This is a genomic window from Stieleria sedimenti, assembly GCF_025060895.1.
In the GTDB taxonomy this organism is placed as follows: Bacteria; Planctomycetota; Planctomycetia; order Pirellulales; family Pirellulaceae; genus Stieleria; species Stieleria sedimenti.
In genome coordinates this window covers 11,207-30,174 of sequence record NZ_JANZKV010000063.1, presented here as the reverse complement: position 1 = coordinate 30,174, position 18,968 = coordinate 11,207, and the positions used below count along the sequence as shown (strand labels likewise).

Below are 18,968 nucleotides of genomic sequence, written 5' to 3'. Positions count from 1 at the left end.
CCGACGGCGCGAGGGGAACGGCGCGAGGGGAACGGCGCGACCCGTCCGGTGTCCGTCTGGAAGACCGTCCGGCTGGCGCGTTTTCGGTCGCTACGCGACCGAAGTCTTGGGGCCGGATTCGCGTTTGATTTCTTCGATACGATTTCGCACGTTCTTGTAATTGACGTCGCGAACCGTTTCGACACGGAGCACGTTGGCGCCGGCCGCTTTCGCTGCAGCCACTCCGTAGTCACCGTCTTCGACCACCAGGCATTCGTTGGGGAAGACGCCCAGGCGTTTGATGGCCAAGGTATAGATTTCCGGGCTCGGCTTGGGCTGCGAGACGTCTTCGTTGCTGAGGGTGAACGAGAGCAGCGAATTGAGCGAGGTCAATTGCATCAATCGGTCGACGGAGCGTCGGATCGAATTGGATGCCAACGCCAAGTCGTAGCCCTCGGTCCGCAGCGTTTCGAGCGTTTCGAGGTGGACCGGATTCGGCTGACAAAGTCGTTCGGCGGTTTCCAACAAGCAGTGCTGTTTCATCTCGTTGACGAACTCACTGAGCGTGTGCGGAAAGCCGTTTTCCTTGGCCAGGATGCGGAGCTTCTCGCGTGTCGGTAGACCGTCGAAGCGTTGATGATGTTCGAATTGGCTGATGCGATACCCGAACAGTTCCAGAGCGGTGTTAAGCGCCTCGAAATGCCACTGCTTGGCATCAACCAAGACGCCGTCCATGTCAAAGATGATTGCCTTGATCACTTACGTTGCCCTCCCTGGCAGCCGATCAAAATTCGTTGGGAAAATCTGTGCACAACATCAACCTGCCTGGTCGCGGGTCTCTATCCGGTGGTGTCGTTTCAAGAAACGTTCGTAATTCGTCCCACCAGGGCTGTGGGTCTCGGCCGTGTAACTCGGGTGAAACCAGACAAACGTCCAGTCCCGACGCCAAGTGTTCGCGAACGAGATCGGTGGGATACCAAATCGACGAAAACGAATCTAGCCAGATCCCCTCGATCGGTGAGTATGGCGAAAAATTTTTCAACAACGTCGGAATTTCAATCTCGCTTTGCCGCGAAAAGCAACGCATGCCGAGTTTTGAATACGCCAACAGATCTGGGATCGCCATGTCGAAGACGAAATACCTGCCCAACTGATATTTTTTCAACAATTGATGCACGTTGGCGGATAACCCGTCCGCTTTGATGTTCAATGCCAGGGTTCCCGAAGCGTCGCACCGGCGATACAGGGCTAGAAAATCTTCGAAACTCATTTCCGGTTCGCTCGCCCCGCCAGGCGGATCGTGGCTGATCACCACCGTGCCGTCGTGGTCGCGGAGATCCGTTTCGACGCCGAATCCCGCGGCAAACGCTCGCTCAAACGCCACCCGGCTGTTCTTTTCGGACGCTTCGTTCCAGAGCCCGCGATGGGCAAGACGCTCCATTTCAATCATTGTCCTAACATTCCGATTGAAGTCGTGTGGTGATCTTCGCTAAAAGTGCGGCAGATTCGATCGATGTGGCGACATTCTGTGTCGACGCGTCTTTAGCTGCAATTGCACAACGAGAAGAAGCACTGATGAAGAATTTTGGTCGAGCACTTGCCGATGCCTTCGGTTTCTGGCCTCTGTTACTTGTCGCAACCCTCTGCGCGGTCGGCAATGGCGCGATCTGGGGATTGAATATCGGCGCGCTCTTCCCGGTCATCAAAGTCACGATGGTCGGCGAATCGCTGCAAGATTGGGTCGAAGGCGAGATCGCCGAGAGCAAGCTGCGGATCGCGGCCATCGAACGCGAAATGATCGACGTCCGCAACAATCCCGCACCCGGCGTCGACCCGGCGATTCAGCTGGAACTGTTGCAATCACGCAAAAATGCCGAACAAGCAGGCCTCGATTCCTCCCTGAAAATCCAACCCTATGTCCAAAAGTATCTGCCCCAGGATCCATTCCAGACCGTCTTGTACGTCATGCTGGGCGTCTTATTGTGCACCGCGCTGAAGCACGTCTTCCAGTTTGCCAACACCGCCATCGTGGCCCTCATCGCTGCCCGTATCACGCGGCGGATTCAAACCAAAATCTTCTCCAAGGCGCTGAGGCTGGACCAAGCCAGCTTCGCCGGCTACACCAGCAGCGGTTTTGTCGCGCACATCACTTACACGACCAATATGCTGTCAAATGGCATCACCAGTGTTTACGGCGGTGCGGTGCGTGAGCCACTGAAATTGGCGTCCTGTTTGATCGGGGCGGCGATCATCTGTCCCCGCTTGCTGTTGTTGACCCTGCTGGTCGTTCCCCTCGTGTTCGGGTTGCTGTACGTGGTCAGCCGATCGCTCAAACGCGTCTGCCAAAGCCTGCTGGAACGGGCGATGGGGCTTCATCACGTCATGCTCGAATCGCTCAATAACATTAAAACCGTCCAAGCCTATTGCCGCGAAGATCACGAACAGGAGCGGTTTGACAAGGCGACCCTGGATATGCAGCGATTCACGATGCGAATCGTCAGCTTCAACGCGTTGAACCGTCCGCTCACAGAATTGCTAGCACTGGGAATGATGAGCACGGCGATCGTCGCCGGGTCTTACTTGGTGATGAATCGTGCGACCGATATTTTTGGAATCCAGATCACCAGCCAGCCGCTCGGCCCGGCGTCGATGATCGTCTTTTTTGGCATGTTGGTCGGGGCCAGCGATCCGGTGCGAAAGCTCGCTTCGGTGATCGACGGCATCAATACCGGAGCCGTCGCGGCCAATTTGTTGTATCCGATGTTGGACCAGTCCAGCCGAATCGCCGAGGCGGACGACGCCGTGACCGCGTCGCGGCCGCACCGCAGCCTCAGACTGGAAGGGATTCATTTCGCCTACGAAGAGGGCAATCCGATTTTGTGTGACGTGTCGCTGGAGATTCCGCACGGCAGTACCGTGGCCGTCGTGGGGGCCAACGGATCGGGGAAATCGTCGATGATCAATCTGCTCTGTCGGTTCTACGATCCGCAGGCCGGTCGCGTGTGTCTCGACGACACCGACATTCGACAGATGAAATTGAAGGATTTGCGGAGCCGAATTGCGTTGGTGACGCAAAACACCGAACTGTTCAACGAAGACCTGTATTACAACATCGGCTACGGGATGGCCGGGGCGACGCGGGAGCAGATCCTGGCAGCGGCCAAGGCGGCCCACGCGGAATCGTTTATCGAAAACGAGCTTCCCCATCGCTACGAGACCGTCATCGGCCAGGACGGTCACCGACTCAGCGGGGGCCAACGCCAGCGTATCGCCCTGGCGCGAGCCTTGATCCGAGATCCCGATATTCTGATTCTCGATGAAGCGACCAGCCAAATCGATGTCGAGAGCGAGCGTCTGATTTTTGACACCATTCGGGATCAGTGCCAGCATCGCACGGTGTTTTTCGTGACTCACCGCCAAGGCATGTTGGACATCGCCGACATCGTGCTGCGTTTCGAAGGCCAGCAGATTTCGGTGGAACCTGGTCCCAAGGCGGCCGCCGACCCACGATCGGAGCGTGCGGCGGCGTAGTGGTGCGTCAACTTTTAAACCTTGAGTGCCGCGGAAAAGGGGTCAGGTACCAAAAATGCGAAGCACCCCTCGGGCCATTTGGTTTTGGGTACCTGACCCCTTTTCCGCTCGACAAACGCAACCCGAACATTTAACGCTGACACAGCATTCGCCACTTTACGATCAACCTTGCCGCCGGCGCGGCGGATCGGATATACCGCACGCCATGAGGCCAAAGGCGATCGACTCGCCGTTGCACCACATTGACCCACCGAGACGAGACAGGCATGGCAGACCCCGCAAGCTGCGAAGCGACCACGGACGTGACCAAACACCAATTACAAGACTTTGTCGGCGGATGGTTGGTCGGGCACTTTCAACCCGCTTTGATTGCCAACGACGACGTTGAAGTCGCGATTAAGATTTATCGTGCGGGTGACCACGAACCAAGCCACTATCACGCCGTCGCGACCGAGTACACGGTGATCGCGTCGGGACGCGTGCGAATGAACGGCCGAGAGTATGTTTCCGGCGACATCGTTCAGATCGACCCCGGTCAGTCGACCGATTTCGAGGCTTTGGAGCCCACCACGACCGTGGTGCTCAAAACACCGAGCGTACCTAACGACAAGTTTATTGATGCGGACGATTCAAGGAGGTCTCCGGATGCTTAATATTGTGATCCCGATGGCGGGGCATGGTTCACGGTTTCAACAAGCCGGCTATCAAGATCCCAAGCCCTTGATCCCCGTTCATGGTGTGCCGATGATTCGCACCGTGATTGATAACCTGCGGCCGGCCTGCGACCATAAATTTTTCTTTCTGTGCCAGTCCTCGCACATCAGCGATTATCCGCTGGAGTCGATCTTGCGCGACGCCGCGCCGGGGTGTGAAATCCGCACGCTCGACCGGGTCACCGCGGGCGCCGCTTGCACCGTGCTGTTGGCCAGTGACGGCATCGACAACCAGTCGCCCCTGATGATCGCCAACTGTGATCAATGGATCGATGCGTCCATCGACGACTACTTGAACGTCGGTATGCAACGCGGCATCGATGCGTTCTTGATGACCATGACTGATGATTCGCCGAAGTGGTCTTACGTCCGACGCGATGACCGGGGTGAGATCGTCGGCGTGATCGAGAAAGAGGTGGTGTCCAGCGAGGCCACCGTGGGGATCTACAACTTTGCCCACGGTGCGGATTTCGTCTCAGCGGCCAAAGACATGATCCGCGAAAACGATCGATCCAAGAATGAATTCTACGTCGCTCCGGTCTATTCCCGATTGATCCGCGGCGGACAACATGTGGAAACGGTATCGATCGGTGATGCCGGGGACGTGATGCACGGACTGGGGACCCCCGAGGACCTGGAGCAATTCGTGCGTCGCGGATTCGAGTCACGAATCCAGGCTGCCGCAGAGAAGACGCATTGCATACGCGGCCGCGAAGCGGCCTGAGGGACGCCCCAAGCTGCACACTGTTCATCGGTCACGAGTATCACGATGTGGAAATGGGAATGGATTTGCTGGTTCGTCAACCTCGTCTCCCGCGAACCGTCGGAGCGGCTTCGACGCTATCGCCGGTTGATCGAACGCCTCTCCCGAGAGGCGGATCTGGACGGCGGTTGGTGGCGCGTTTTTCGTGATTATCCCAAACAGGCCGCGGCCAGCACGGTGGTCTTGACCCCAGCTGCGTCAGGCCAGGACGCCGACGAGTCGATCGCGGTGGTCGTTCAGGGGCCCGTCGTCCCACGCGACGAACTGACGATTCAGACGCTGCAGTTGTATCGCCAGACGATGCCGCATTCGCGGTTGATCCTGTCCACTTGGAACGATGTCGCGCCGGAGCAACGCGAGCAGATTGAATCGCTGGGGGTCACCGTGGTGACGAGTGAAAAACCACAGCATCCGGGACCGCACAATTTGAATCTACAAATCGTGTCGACGCGGCGTGGGTTGCAGGAGGCCCAACGGTTGGGTTGTCGATACGCCATGAAGACCCGCGCCGATACCCGGATTCATCTGGCCGAAGCCGACCAGTTTTGCCGCGACTTGTTGAACCAGTTTCCCGTCGACGCGGCCAGCGGCCAGCAGAAGCGATTGATGGTGCTGGATTTTGCCACTCGATTGTACGTCCCCTGCCATCCGGCCGATCTGTTGATGTTCGGCACGACCGACGATCTGTTGTCCTACTGGTCGCCTGACTTGTGTGGCCCCGAAATGACGTTTCGGGTGTGCGACGAGTTTGACGAAATGCTGCAGCAGGCGACCCCAGAAATCGTACTGTGTCGCAGCTATCTGCAGCGAACGGGGGCGAAAGCCGTCGACGATCTGCACGCCTGGTGGGAAATGTTGGCGGATCGCTTTCTCGTCATCGATCGCGACATGATCGATCTGTTTTGGCCCAAGTACAACTACAACGTCGACCAACGGTTGAGCATGGTGTGGGACAACGGCAACATGGCCCTGTGTCATTTCGCCCAATGGATGCAATTGTACGCCCGCCGCGTCGAGCCGTCGGTCACGCTGGATCAATTGCGTCGCCAACGGGTTCACGACGCACTGACCAGTCTCCACGACGAGACCGCAGCGGCGTAGCGGTTTCGCGTGTCCGGTGGCGGTGGTCTCTGGCGGTGGTCGGTTCGCGCGTCACCGCTTCGTTCTCGGGGATCGGCCTGGCAAGACGATGCAGGCGTCAGCCGCCGCGGGAAGTGACGTTGCGGCAGACACGCAAGGCCCGTTAGCTTGATGCCCATCCCGCTTGCCACGCGTTCTACTTCAACGCTCTCCCGTCGCCGCCTCAGTCCCCATGCTCTCCACCCTCACTATCGCAACGGTCGTGGCTTTTCTCGCGCTGGGATTGGCCATCGGAAACCTGCGCCGCAGCAGGCGGCTGAAGACCCGGATGACGCAGCACCAAGAATCGACCGAACAGCAACTTCAGCAGTTGCGGAGTGAACTGGAGCGCGATGCGGCAGCCTTGCCCGAGCGGAGCGAGACGGCCCCCATTTCCGAGCGTCTACAGCAGGAGTTGGGGGCGTTTCAAGAACGTCTGGCTCAGTGCCAAAAAGAAGTCGCGGACCTGCGAGGCGAAGCTCAGAACCTGGCCGTCTTGCCCACCTGGCATCCGATCCGCGTGAAGCTGGCCGAGGAACTGCGTCCACGATTGGTTCCGATCACCGACAAACTCGGGCCGGTGCTCTTTCCGCACCAGATCGCCTTCGACGAGTTGGATTGGATGTACAAGTTGCCCGATCGGAAATTCCCCTATTCGTTGACGTTCGAAGAGGGGATGATGATGCACTACCTGGTCGCGGCGAATGAATTAAAAAGCGGGTACGAAATCGCGACGGCGTTCGGGTTCAGCAGCTTCTTCCTTGCCACGGCATTCGAAAAGACCGGCGGCCACTTGATCAGTGCCGACGCCTACATCGAAGAAGAAATGGAACACTACATTTACGATCATGCGACCGCGCAGGAACACGTCGAAAAGCTGCGCCAATTGCACCGAGACAAACAGTATGACCAGCTTCCCCGCGGCTTGCAGTTCGCGTTGGAAGGTGCGGCGACGCTGAACATCGAATCCGTCGTCGACTACGAAATCGCTTGCAGCCCCGAAGGCGTTCCGGAGCTGTTGGGAGATCGCACGTTGGATTTCGCGTTTATCGACGGAGGCCACTTCGGCGAGCAACCGGTCCTGGACGTGAAATCGGTGCTGCCCTATTTGCACCCCGAACGATTTCTGATGATGTTTCACGACACGCAAGGCGAAGCGGTGGCCAAAGCGGTGCACTTTGCAGCCCAAGCGACCGGGATCAAGCCGTTCTCGATCCACACCCGCAACCGAATCGTTGCCGTGGCCAAAGGGATCGATCCCGCGACACTGCAAACCTGCCGTGAGATGACCGTGCGGCAAGCGGTTTAGCGGTGGCGTTCAAAGATCGTCTTGATCGGAGAAATCGATCAGCGGATTTTCGTCAACCCAGCGATCGCGCGAGGTGATCATCAAGCCGGGGAAAAAGCTGATCCTAACGCCGCTGCGTTGAATGCGTCGACACAATTCGACGTCTTCGTGTTCATTCCAGTACAGGTCTTCGCACCAGGGGAACTGTTGCCAGAACGATTTGCGGATCAACGTCACGCCACCGGGGACATAGCTGAATCGCGAGTAATCACGGTAGTTCAGCAATCCGCCCTGGCACCAGCTATGGTTGTCGCCCCGGACGACACCCCAATCGAGGGCGCGTTTGCCGTCGGGCAATTGCAGACGAACCGCGGCGATGCCATAGGCCCAGCCCCAGCTGCGGAAGGCGGCGAAGAACGACTCGGTGAAGGCGAAGCGGTCGTGACAGACGACAATGTCGCTGTACGCGGCGTCTTGGCAGATCAAATTCTTCTTGCGTGTGATCCAGCCCAAGTCGTCGCGCTCGCTGAACTGGATTTGCCGCACGTCATCGTGCCCGTCAAAGGCTTCGATCTTGTGGGGCGCGATCAACACGATTTCGTAGGGAACATCACAATGCCTCCGCGCGGTGTCGATCAAATCGTTCAGCTCTTCCATCCGATCGCCGAGCGTCAACACGCCGATCGTCAAGCCCGTCATCGGTTCGGTATGCCAGGGGGCGTCTGCTCGCAGACAGCGATAGCGGAGACTCCATTTGGAATAACCCTTCTCCGTGCCTTCGCGCGGGTTCTGGCTTTGGTAGGTCAATTCGAATCGATCGGCGGCGACCTGGTTGATGACGGCTTTTAGTCCGAACCAAGTCAAGTGCTGGTTGTCGTGAAATACGAATTCGATTTCGGCGTCGGGCTGGATGTACTTCAGGCACTCCGAAACCGTCAGCAGATAGAAACGGTTCAGGTTGGGATTAGTGATCCGAATTTTTTTGGCGTCGGCAATGGTTTGCCGCATCGGCCAAAGGTTGATTGAATTGTCGTAGGGGACCACGATGTTGGTCCGGCAGGGGGCGGCATCGGGTTCGCCGTGCAGTGCGGTGATGACGAGATCCGGAATCCAGTCGCCGGTGATCACGTCCGGCTCGGTCGATGACGACGGGTTTGACGTGCTGCCCGTTTTGAGTTTGGTGGTGCCCAGAGTCGCCCGGATCTGTCGCTTCAAGACCTTGGGAGCGGCCTTGCGAAGGATTTTGCGTTGCAGCGACGCAGTGAGATTGGAGCGGAACCAGGGCAGCGACGCCCGAAAGTCTGCACTGGAGATCTGGGACACATCTTGAATCAGTCGTTTGTTTCGATACAAGTCGCCGCGCAACAGGAAGTTCTCGAAATCGGCTTTGCTGACGAACAGGTCGACGTCTTTTTCATTTAACGATTCCCGCCACTGTTTCATCAAATCGGCGTGTTCGCTGTAGTGCTGGCGCCATTTCGTCGTCGTCGTCGAATCGTCGTGCAATCGCCACGCGTAATTTCCGGCGGTGACGTAGCCGGCGAATTCGCGTTGTCGGACGGATCGCAGCAGCAGATTGGCAAAGAATTCCCAATCGCACAGGAAACTCCAGTCTTCACGCATCCCGCCGACGCTGTCGAATGCCTCCTTGGTGAACAGCATCCCGGAGGGCAACGCCGTGCCGATCGAGAGGAATTGGCGAAAGTAGTCGGCCGGTTCGACCAGTCGCAGGGTGGGCGATTCGATCCAGCGGATCTCGTCTTCCTCGTGGAACGGCAGACAGTCCTGGAACAACAGACTGATCTCGGGAAACCGTTCAAATTGGTCGATTTCCCACTGAAAACATCCCGGCCGCACCAAGTCATCGCTGTGCAGAATTCGCAGCACCGAGCGGGTGGCGGCGAACATTCCCTGATTGGTGTTGGCGGCCTGGCCGAGACGCGGTGAGGTGAAGACGTACTCGGCGGTGCGGCCGGTCGACTCGCGGTACTGACCGACGGCAGCTTCGATCGCCTGCTGGTCCTCCGGTTTCGCCGAGTCGTCGGTGACGATCAACTCAAAGTCGTCACAGGTTTGAGCCTCGATCGAGGCGAGCGTCTTGGCAAACAGATCCACACGACCGTGGGTGGGAACGATGACGGAGAGTCGATTCGAATGCCCCATCGGCAGATTCCTTCACGCTTGGCGATCGATTGCAGGTTTGTGTTGCAGTTTGAAAGCCGAATTGTACGGACATTCAGGTTGCCCCCATAGACCGATTGAAACAGCCGCGAAAAAGGGGTCAGGTCCCCAGCGCACGCGCATCAGCGCTGGTGTGCAGGCTTCAGCCGCCCATCGTCGCCGCGGAGCGGCGACCGGGAATCGCCTGAAGGCTACACACCAACAATCGGATGTGTTTTTAGAAAGGTAACCGTTTCAAGAAATTCAGCCCAAAGCGGCCGTAGTCTTGTCCGTCGACGTCGCCGTCCAAATCGGAGTCGAATTGCGGGTTGTAGTCCGAGTCTCCGAGACCCCTTAGAAAGCTCCGGCCGAAGCGGCCGTAGTCTTGCCCATCGACGTCACGATCGCCATCGGAATCACCATACAGCCGGAAGAATCGATCAGTCGCCGTCTCACCGAAGGCAAAATTATCGTCCATGACAATCCCCCTGTCGGAGCGAACCAGGCTGCCGTCGATTGCCATCTGATAGTTCCCGTTGTCAACCAACTGCGACAGAAACCCGAACGTCACGATGGTTCGCCCGGACGAATGATCGACGGAAAAGCTGGTTTGCGGATCGGCCTTGAGCGGGTCTCGGTTGTGAATCTGAAATGCCGATGCCAGGTTCGGTTCGGCGAGGATTCCGTCGAACGTGACACGCAGCGATGTCAGGTGCGAACGCGACATCTGGCCTTCATTGACGTCAACATGGATCACCTCGGGTACGTTCAAGACCTGGATGTCAAACGACTTTTCTAAGCTTTGATCGGTCGAATCGGTGACCCTGATTCGCAACGACAGCGTGTCGTCCAACGTATAATCGATCAACGCGTGCTGACGCAGGTGGAGTTCGTCGCCGACGATGCGGAACATCGCATTGTGATGATCTCCCTCACCACTGACCAATTCATAGACGTGAGTGTCATTGGGTGACAGATCCAATGTCTGCAGCGCTGCCAGCAAGACATCCATTTGTGAGGTGTCGACCGATTCCACCAGCGAGTCGCTGGAAAGGAGAATGTCGGTGGGGGCGGCGATCGCATCGAGAAACATGAGACTGACGGAGCCTTCATTGCCGGCGCCGGCGCGACGGTTTCCAAACGCCAGGTCCATTTGCCCATCACCGTTGATGTCACCGATCGGCGCAAGCGACTCGAGCGTGGCGAATTCCGGGTGGCCTGCTTGGTCTCCGATCGCAGTGTAACCCTTGACGGTTCCATCGGAATTGAGAAAGACGACGAACGCGGCCCCCAAGCTTACCGCTCCGCTGAATGAGTGACGCGCGGCGCCGACCAGCAAGTCGTTGACGCCGTCACCGTCTCGGTCTCCGATCGCCGCGATCGACGAACCGAAGTTGCTGGAATCTTTCAGGACAGGTGACTGGGCGTCCAACTCACTGATCTTGTGGTGGGATTTCACTGTTGCGTCCATGTTCATTAGCAACACGTAGACGGCGCCGCCGGAAGCATGCGAGGTGGAGTCGCCCTCGGCGCCGACCGCCAAATCGATGATGCCGTCGCCGTCAATGTCCCCGATCGCCGTGATCGAAGACCCGAATCGGTCGGTCGGTGTGTAGGCTGGCCCGTTGCCGATGGTGTTGGTGATCAATTGAGACCGAACACCATACCCATCCACGGTGCCCCAGACGATGTGGACGCCTCCGATGCTCGATCCGTTGACACTGAGATCTCGATCCGAGACGGCGAAATCAGACAGACCATCGCCGTTGAGGTCCCCGATCGCGGCAAGCCTGTCGACGGAGATCGATTCGAAATTGAGATACAATCGCGGATCGTCGTGTTCTTTCACCGAGCCGTCCGCATTGAGCAGCAAGACGCTCAATGAGCTGGTCCCACTGCCGCCGTGCGATTGGGAGAGAACGGCCAGATCCGGTACCCCGTCATGGTCGATGTCTCCGGCCGGTGCGACACCGATGCCAAAGCGATTGCCGCGATAGAACGCGGTCCCCGCCCCGTCGGGCAAGATTTTCTGTAGCGTTTTGACACTGCCATCGGCGTTCAATAGCAGTACATAGACGGCGCCGGCGTCGGTTTGGAAACCGTCGTCTTGCATCGCACCGACCGCAATGTCATTGATGCCGTCGCCATTGACATCGCCGATCGCCGCGACCGATGAACCGAATGCGTCATTGGGGTTCAGATCAGGACCGCCGCCGACCAGATCGGCAATTTCGACCGTGTTCGCTCCCGAACCCAGACCCGGCCGCATGACGGCAACAAGGTGGTCTTCCGTCTCGCCCGCCGTTCCCGTGCCGACGGGCCCGACCGAGCTCACCTCGTGACCGTAACGCAATCTCAACACCGTGGGACTTTGCAGTGAACTCGGCACGGCGGGAAAGGTCAGCGTGATCGGTGCCCGCAACGTTCCGATGTCGACGAAGGCTTGTGCCGACTCGGACGGTTCGAACTGGCCGTTTTGGTTGTAGTCGATCCAGCCCACCAGCTCGGCGGATTGTGCCGTCAGATTCGTCGCGACCACGGAAATGGTGGGGGCGACGCCGGTCGTCAGCATCAAATCCCAAGGGCTCATCACGCCGTCTTCGTCGTCGCGAGCTGCGTCGCGATCATCCGCCGTCGCGACGGTATTCTGATTCGTCCCGTCATCCCCGTCGGCAAAGTAGCCGAGGTACAGTCCGGGGGTGAGGACGTTGGTGGGGCCACCGTCGGCGGCGGTGGATTGATAATCGCCGGGACCAACGCCACTGGCCGTATCCGGTGCGTCACCGAAATCGACACCGGTGTCGGCCGTTTCGAACGTCCAACGCTCGTCGGTGATGCCCTGGAACGCGTCGCCTTGCCCGTCTTGAAAAACTCTTGGCTCGACCAAGACGTAGACGGCGGCATTGATCGGCAAGTCCTCTGGAGGATCGATCGTGGCGACGTTGCCGTTGATCGTCACCGAGGGTGAGTCGACATCGATCGTCGCAAGGACCGAGTCGTTGCTCGCCAAGAAAATGCGGATATCGCCGGCGCCCTTGAAAACGTCACTGTCAAACGTCAACGCCAAGTTCGCACTCGGATCGACCATGGCCGTCCCTGCCATGGGTGCCTGGGCAAGGATCTTGGGGGCAATGCCGTCGATGTTTTCGAACCAATGCATTCCGTTGGGATAGCGATCCGAAGCGATGTCCAGATCGGAATCACCATCGAAGTCGGCAAGAATCATGTCGCTGCCGCCTAGCGGTTTTTCGGCCAGCAAGTGTCGGGCGAACTGATGATTGCCTTGGTTTTCCAGCCACAAATGCGTGTGGGGCGCGGTGGGGCTGCCGCCTTGCAAAGCGAAGGCCAGGTCCGTATCGCCGTCGCCATCGAGATCGCCGCTGCGGATCGCCCGCGGGGCAAACACATTGCCGATGACCACTTGGCTGAACGCTTGGTTGTCATCGTTGAGAAACAATCTCAGCACCGAACCTTCAGCGGCAACGATGTCGATGTCATGATCTCCGTCCAGATCGGCCGCGTGCACCTGGGAGTAATAACCGGCGTCTAGCACGACCTGACTAAACCCGGTTGCGGTGTTTTCGAACCAGCTGAGTCCGTCATCGCCGGCGACGATGTCCAGGTCGCCGTCTCGGTCAACATCGATCACTTCCATGTTTGCGGCCGAGACGTTTGTCAGTAGCGTCTGCGCGACGAAGACGCCGCCTTGATTCTCGAAGTGCAACACGGTCGCGTCGGATCGGTACGTCATCAGATACACGTCCAAATCGCCATCTTGGTCGGAATCTGCCAGCACCAGTTGTTCCACTTGATTGATTCCAGAAGCGATCGTCATTTCTTGGAAATTCTGGGCGCCGTCGTTCCGAAACCACGCGACTTCCCTGTTCGAGAAGGGTGACGCCGCGACAATATCGACGTGTCCGTCTCCGTCGATGTCGCCGACGGCGACTCGGGATGCGGTGAGCCCGCTGCTGATTTGTCTGGATGTGAACCGCCCGGTTCCGTCATTCTCTAGCCAGACCAAGTTTGAAAACGGTCCATCGGGAAAAACGATGTCCGTGTCGCCGTCGCCGTCCAGGTCGACCGCGGCAAGACTCGAACCTCGGACGTTCGCATCTTCGAAGATGATCTCGCGTGTGAAGTCGCTCGACGAAGCGGCTGGCGGAAGAATCGCAACCCGATAGTCTTCGACTTCGCCGTCACTGGCCTCGCCGCCGGGAGCCAACTGGCCGGTCGAACTGATGCGGACCCGCGCATAAGCGTCGTTGCCCGCCGCCGAGGGTGGCACCATGAACTCGATCGTGTGGATCCCCTGAGTGACCGGAACCGAATCGGCGATCCGTTCAAACGCTCCGCCCCAGACCCCGTCATGGTCGAAGTCGATCCAGGCGTCGATGAAAGCTTGTCCGCTGACGTTTTGCGCGTCGACCACGATGGACGCTGTATTCGATCCGATTCGCAGGTTCTCCAGCGTGACACCGTCTTCATCGTCTTCGCCGGCCAGATCGTCCGCATCGGCCTGCGCCGACGGCACACCGTCCGCCTCTCCGTCGCGACGTGCGCCGAGTCGAGGCCCGGTCGCGACGTGTTTCGCGCCGCCTTGGGAATCCAGAACTCGGTACGGAGCGGGGGCATCACCGAAGTCCATCCCCGTGTCTGATTCGGTGACCCCTGCGATATCGATCAAATACTCACCGGACGTTAAGTTGCGCGCGAACACGCGCACGGTGTGCGAGGCATCGCTGGTTGCGGTGAATTGAAATTGATCGTCGACGTTGTCGTCCAAAAGAATCGTGCCCAGCGATGATCCGCCCGGCCCGAGCACTTCAAATCCGACGTTCAACGGGTTATCGATCAAACCCGGTTCGGTCCAAGGCACTTGCAGATAGATCGTCACCTCATCGCCGACTTGTGGAAGGAAGCGGAAATAGTCTTCGTCGCCATAATCGACGCCCGAGTAGTCAACGAGTTGCAACGCATCGACATCATGCAAGGCGACGACCGTCTTGCGAAGTGAATCACTGTGTCGGATCAACCTGGACTGTCCGGCGAGCGTTGCCTGATCGATGAACGATGAATTCGGCCCATCGGCAAAGACCCGAACCAGGATGTCTTGGGGCAATCCGTTGGGGACGTCGGTGGAGCCCCAGGGCGAGATCACGACTTGGATCGAATCGTCGACCCGAACAAGTCGACGAGGAGACCCCCGAGTGCCCAGATCAATCGTTTTGACCAGATCCATCGATGACGCGTCCACCACGTACACGACCGCCATCGCTCCGGCGTCGCGCCCGGCGATGTACAGGTAGGCTCCCGATGAATCGAGAGTCATCGCGACGTTCCGTTCCAAGCCGACGGCCGTCCCGCGAATCGAGGTGTTGGCGCCATCGACCAATACCGATGCCACCGAACCGCCGTTCTCGCTTTGCACGTAAACGACTTTCCCGTCCTGAGAAAAAATGGCTTCGGTGGGAAACGAACCGGCGCGGACCCTGGCGATCTCGGTCTCGTCGGCCGTATCGACGAGCACCAGTTCGCCATCTCGTGAAACCGGGACCGCCAAGATGCTGCCATCGGGAGACAGCGTTAGTCGGGTGAAGGAGGATATCGTGCCGTTGGCTGTGTTCCCCACAGGCAAGACGCTGGTGGCCTGCGTCGCGGCACCGTTGACGTCAAAAAAATGGATCGCGTCTGAGTCGTTCGCACCGGTGGAGACGGCATAGGCCTTCGTGCCATCGCTCGAAATCGCAACGTCACGTGGTCGCGTGCTCACTGGCAAGGTCGCCTCGACGGCACCGGTGATCAAGTTGACAAATGCAACGGGATAGTTGGCTTCGTAGGACGATGCCGCCACGGCATAGGTTGCGTCGGGCGTGATCGCCAGGCTGTTCGGTTCAAAGCCGAGGTCGATGTAGCGGGTGACGGTGTTGGTAACCAAATCAATGACCGACAAATTATTCGAATCCAAGTTGGCGGTGACGGCGATGGTCTGATCCGCCGAGAGCTGCAGTCCCATCACCGTGTCGCCTTCGTCCGCCGCCCCGGCCGCGCGATCGGCCAGCACAGAGGGTGTCGATCCGCTGAGGTCGATGACCGTGTAATCTTCATCCGCCCAGGTCGACGCTTGGATCCCTTTCAATTCGGTCGGACTGGTCACGACCAACTCGTGCCACAAGAAGGTCGGCAGACTGCCCACTTTTGTCTGCGTGGCGACATCGATCACTTGACGCGAGAGGATGAATTGGCCGTCGTGGGTCAAGGCAAAGGCTTTGGTCGATCCTTGGTCAATGGAACTGCTGACCGAGCCATCGGCCAAATCAATGAAGACCAACGCGTTGAATCCGCCCGCCACCAGGTATTGATCGTCCGGCGTCAGCAACGTGTAATCGTCCCACAGGTCGGGACCCGCAATGTCGCGCAGTTTGACGTTGGTCGACAAATCAATTTCGGTGATGGTGCTGTCGGTCACACCGTTTCGGCTGGTCGCAAAGACCCGTGATCGATCGGAATTGATAGCCAGATTGGGTCTGCCGTTGGGGACCGCGATGGAAGCCAATCGGTTACCCGTCGAGAGCTGGTAGATGTCAACGGACCCGTCATCGTCGATCAAGACCGGAATCGCGATGTTGAGATCGTCACCCGAGATCACGAAGTCGCTGTAGCGGCGCAACAATCGCTCGGATTCAAGACCTGTTTGCCAGGAGATCTGTCCGTGGCCGGGAACGGAAAACGCGCGGGTTTCCTGCATCGTGGCGAGGGAGACAATGGCGAACTTGTCGTCACCGCTGGCCACGATCGCTTGAGTGCTGTCGGATGTGACGTGCACGCGATACGGCCACGAGGCCGAGAGGGGGATGTCGGCGACCTTCGTGAAGTTGGTCAGGTTGATGACCGAGACCGTTCCGCTGTCGGTGTTGGCGGTCAACGCATACGCACCGTCGGGCGTCACTTCGACATCGACCACGCGGCCGGTCGCGATGTCCGCGACAACGTTTCCGGTCGATGATTCATAGACCAGCACGTTATGGCTGTAGGGATGTGCGATCAAGTAGTGCAGGCCGTCGGGCGTGTAGATGACGTCGCGGATTTGATCGCCCTCGGGAGCAGAATCAAGCGAGATCAGTTCCATCACCGGTGAGGTGTCGATCGATTGCGATTGAATGCCGATTCCCGGGCCCGACGATCCCGTTCCACCGACGTGTCCGACGATCCGACCGGTGCTGCCAAAGGCTTGCGCGTTGACCACCGAACCGTTGCGGTCAGCGCCCGACTGGTCGTGTTCAAAACTCGCGTCGACGATTGCCGACAACACATAGTCGGCTGGACCGACACCATTGATCTGAACAAACCAGTCTTGGCCGACGGCGGATTGCTCCGCATCGATTTGCAATTCGTCCCCGTCACGGATGCCGGTCGCGATCGTGGATCCGTCGCTGCGGTGCAATGAGAGCGCGGCGTCGGATTCTTCGGGCACTTGCAGCAGGAACGAAACCTGCGAGCCGCCGGGCGGGCTCAATCGATACCAGTCCGGCGTCGAGCTGCCATCGAGACTTCCGCTGACAGTCACTTGGTCGTGCGATGGGCCGGCAATCCAAGCTGACGCGATCGACTCCGCGTTGGCCAGCGAGTCATTGCCGCCCGCGCCGGACGTCGCCGAGTCGCCTGTTTCGATGGCCGATCCCACGCGGATTTCCAATTCGTATTGACCAGCCGCCGACGCCATGTTTTCCACGGAGAGACGATAGGTGCCCGCGTTGGCGGCACGAAAGCTTGACAGCAGCGTGGGTTCGCCGGGTGCGGCCGAGGCGAGCACGACTTGAGATCCGCTCGGGTCGATGACCCGCAAGTCGGCGTGGCTGGCATTCGGCGGCGTGTCCGATCGAGGCGTCACCACGATGCCGGCAATCTGCCCGGCTTCCATCTCGATCGAGTATTCGTCTGTGTCACCCGCTTCATGGAAAAGCCCGGAAACCGTTGCGGCCTGGATGCCAACTCCGGGGGCTCCGAACGTTTCAAAGCGATCAGAGAGATCGATCGAACTGAGATCCAGCACGAATGTCCGCGAGAATCCTTCGATGGGAAAACCGTCGCGGTCGGTAATCGCGCCGGGGGCGATCGAAACGGACAGGTTGGATTCGTTGTAGAAATTGGCAAAGGTAAAGCGGACCGTGTCGTCATCCAGGATCGTGTAGCTGTCCACTCGACCGTCGCTCAGCACGATGTCCTGATGTGAAAGCGAACCGGGGGAGAAAGGCTCGGTAAAGTCGACCGTCAGCGTCAGAGCGGACACCGACAGCAGCCCGCCGGCATCGGGAGTCGTGCGTGCAACACGCAGCGGAGTCGGGTCGAAATAGAACGCATTGTCCAATCCGGCCACTCCAGCGCCGCTCGATGCCTGGGCCACGGTGCCGGCGGTGATCGAAAGCGTCTGTGCGCCTTCGGTGGTCACCGGGGTCGAGCTGAATTGGAAGTCAACGGTGTCGTTATCGACAAACGAGAAGCTGTCCGCCGGGATCGAATTGACTCTCAAGTCACTGGCGTTCACGCTGGCCAGATTCACCGCGTCAGAAAAATCGATCGTGAATTGAGTGGGGGCGACGTCGAGCAATTGAGACTCGGTGGGAAACGCGGCGGTGGCGAAGAACCCCATCCGCTCGACAGCGCCCAAGGCATTGACCAGTCCGCCCGTGACGGTCTGGCCGATGAGTGACGGCAAGGCGACCGAACCGCCAAGGACGGCATCGCGAACCTGGGTGTAACTCGCATTCTTGTCCGTCGACCACGCCAATGCGGCAACACCGGCGACATGTGGACTGGCCATCGACGTTCCACTTTTGCGGCCGTACTGACCGCCCGGCACGGTACTGAAGATGTTCGAGCCGGGGGCACCCACATCGACGGTTGTCGGTCCCGTGTTTGAGAATGATGAAAGCGATCCGGAAGAGGTGATCGATGCGACCGCGATGATGTTGTCATGGTCATAGCTGGACGGATAGTGCGGCGTTGTATCGTTGTCCTCGGAATCATTCCCCGCCGCCGCGACAAACAACATCCCTTGACTGCGGTTCGCTTCGATCGCATCGTACAGTGATTGTGAGTAGCTGCCGCCGCCCCAAGAGTTGTTGGTCAGTTGGATGTCGACTCCGTAGTCGCGTTTCATCATGTTGGCGTATTGAATCGCTTCGACGGCCCCCGACGTCCGCCCGGTTCCGCCGCGACCGATAAACTTCAACGCCATGATTTTGGCGTTCCAGTTGACCCCGACGATGCCTTCGGAGTTGTTGCCAACCGCCGCAATCGTTCCGGCGACGTGCGTCCCATGGCTGTGATCGTCGAACGGATCGTTGTCGTCGTTGTAAAAGTCCCAGCCATAGATGTCATCGACATAGCCGTTGTTGTCATTGTCGATGCCGTC

At 58.7% G+C, this 18,968-nt stretch carries 9 protein-coding genes; 5 read left to right on the top strand and 4 right to left on the bottom strand.

Going from position 1 to position 18,968, the window contains the following annotated elements:
* Positions 1-90 precede the first annotated feature (90 nt).
* Positions 91-738: an HAD family hydrolase gene (locus tag NZK35_RS09935; RefSeq protein ID WP_259632383.1), complete on the bottom strand. Its 648-nt coding sequence runs from the start codon at positions 736-738 to the stop codon at positions 91-93.
* 25 nt (positions 739-763) lie between these two features.
* Complete coding sequence (locus NZK35_RS09930; RefSeq protein ID WP_259632382.1) at positions 764-1,420, bottom strand: PI-PLC domain-containing protein; 657 nt, start codon at positions 1,418-1,420, stop codon at positions 764-766.
* 134 nt (positions 1,421-1,554) lie between these two features.
* Here NZK35_RS09930 and NZK35_RS09925 point away from each other — a divergent pair, with 134 nt between their 5' ends.
* From NZK35_RS09925 to NZK35_RS34665, 5 genes are all read left to right on the top strand, one after another.
* Positions 1,555-3,510: an ABC transporter ATP-binding protein gene (locus NZK35_RS09925; RefSeq protein ID WP_259632381.1), complete on the top strand. Its 1,956-nt coding sequence runs from the start codon at positions 1,555-1,557 to the stop codon at positions 3,508-3,510.
* Between the two features lie 266 nt (positions 3,511-3,776).
* Positions 3,777-4,163 carry a cupin domain-containing protein gene (locus tag NZK35_RS09920; RefSeq protein WP_259632380.1) on the top strand — a complete coding sequence of 129 codons (387 nt, stop codon included), beginning with the start codon at positions 3,777-3,779 and terminating at the stop codon, positions 4,161-4,163.
* On the top strand, positions 4,156-4,947 hold the full coding sequence (locus tag NZK35_RS09915) for a glycosyltransferase family 2 protein (protein ID WP_259632379.1): 792 nt from the start codon (positions 4,156-4,158) through the stop codon (positions 4,945-4,947). The genes NZK35_RS09920 and NZK35_RS09915 overlap by 8 nt, the downstream gene beginning before the upstream one ends.
* A 45-nt stretch (positions 4,948-4,992) precedes the next feature.
* On the top strand, positions 4,993-6,087 hold the full coding sequence (locus NZK35_RS09910) for a WavE lipopolysaccharide synthesis family protein (RefSeq protein WP_259632378.1): 1,095 nt from the start codon (positions 4,993-4,995) through the stop codon (positions 6,085-6,087).
* A gap of 241 nt (positions 6,088-6,328) precedes the next feature.
* A complete protein-coding gene (locus tag NZK35_RS34665; protein ID WP_259632377.1) occupies positions 6,329-7,414 on the top strand; it encodes a class I SAM-dependent methyltransferase in 1,086 nt (361 codons plus the stop codon).
* Between the two features lie 9 nt (positions 7,415-7,423).
* On the opposite strand, the gene NZK35_RS09900 is transcribed toward NZK35_RS34665, so the two are convergent.
* Together NZK35_RS09900 and NZK35_RS09895 are read right to left on the bottom strand one after the other, a co-directional pair.
* Entirely contained in the window at positions 7,424-9,556 is a 2,133-nt protein-coding gene (locus NZK35_RS09900) for a glycosyltransferase family 2 protein (protein ID WP_259632376.1), read from the bottom strand.
* A 235-nt stretch (positions 9,557-9,791) separates the two neighbouring features.
* Positions 9,792-18,962 carry a S8 family serine peptidase gene (locus NZK35_RS09895; protein WP_259632460.1) on the bottom strand — a complete coding sequence of 3,057 codons (9,171 nt, stop codon included), beginning with the start codon at positions 18,960-18,962 and terminating at the stop codon, positions 9,792-9,794.
* Positions 18,963-18,968 lie beyond the last annotated feature (6 nt).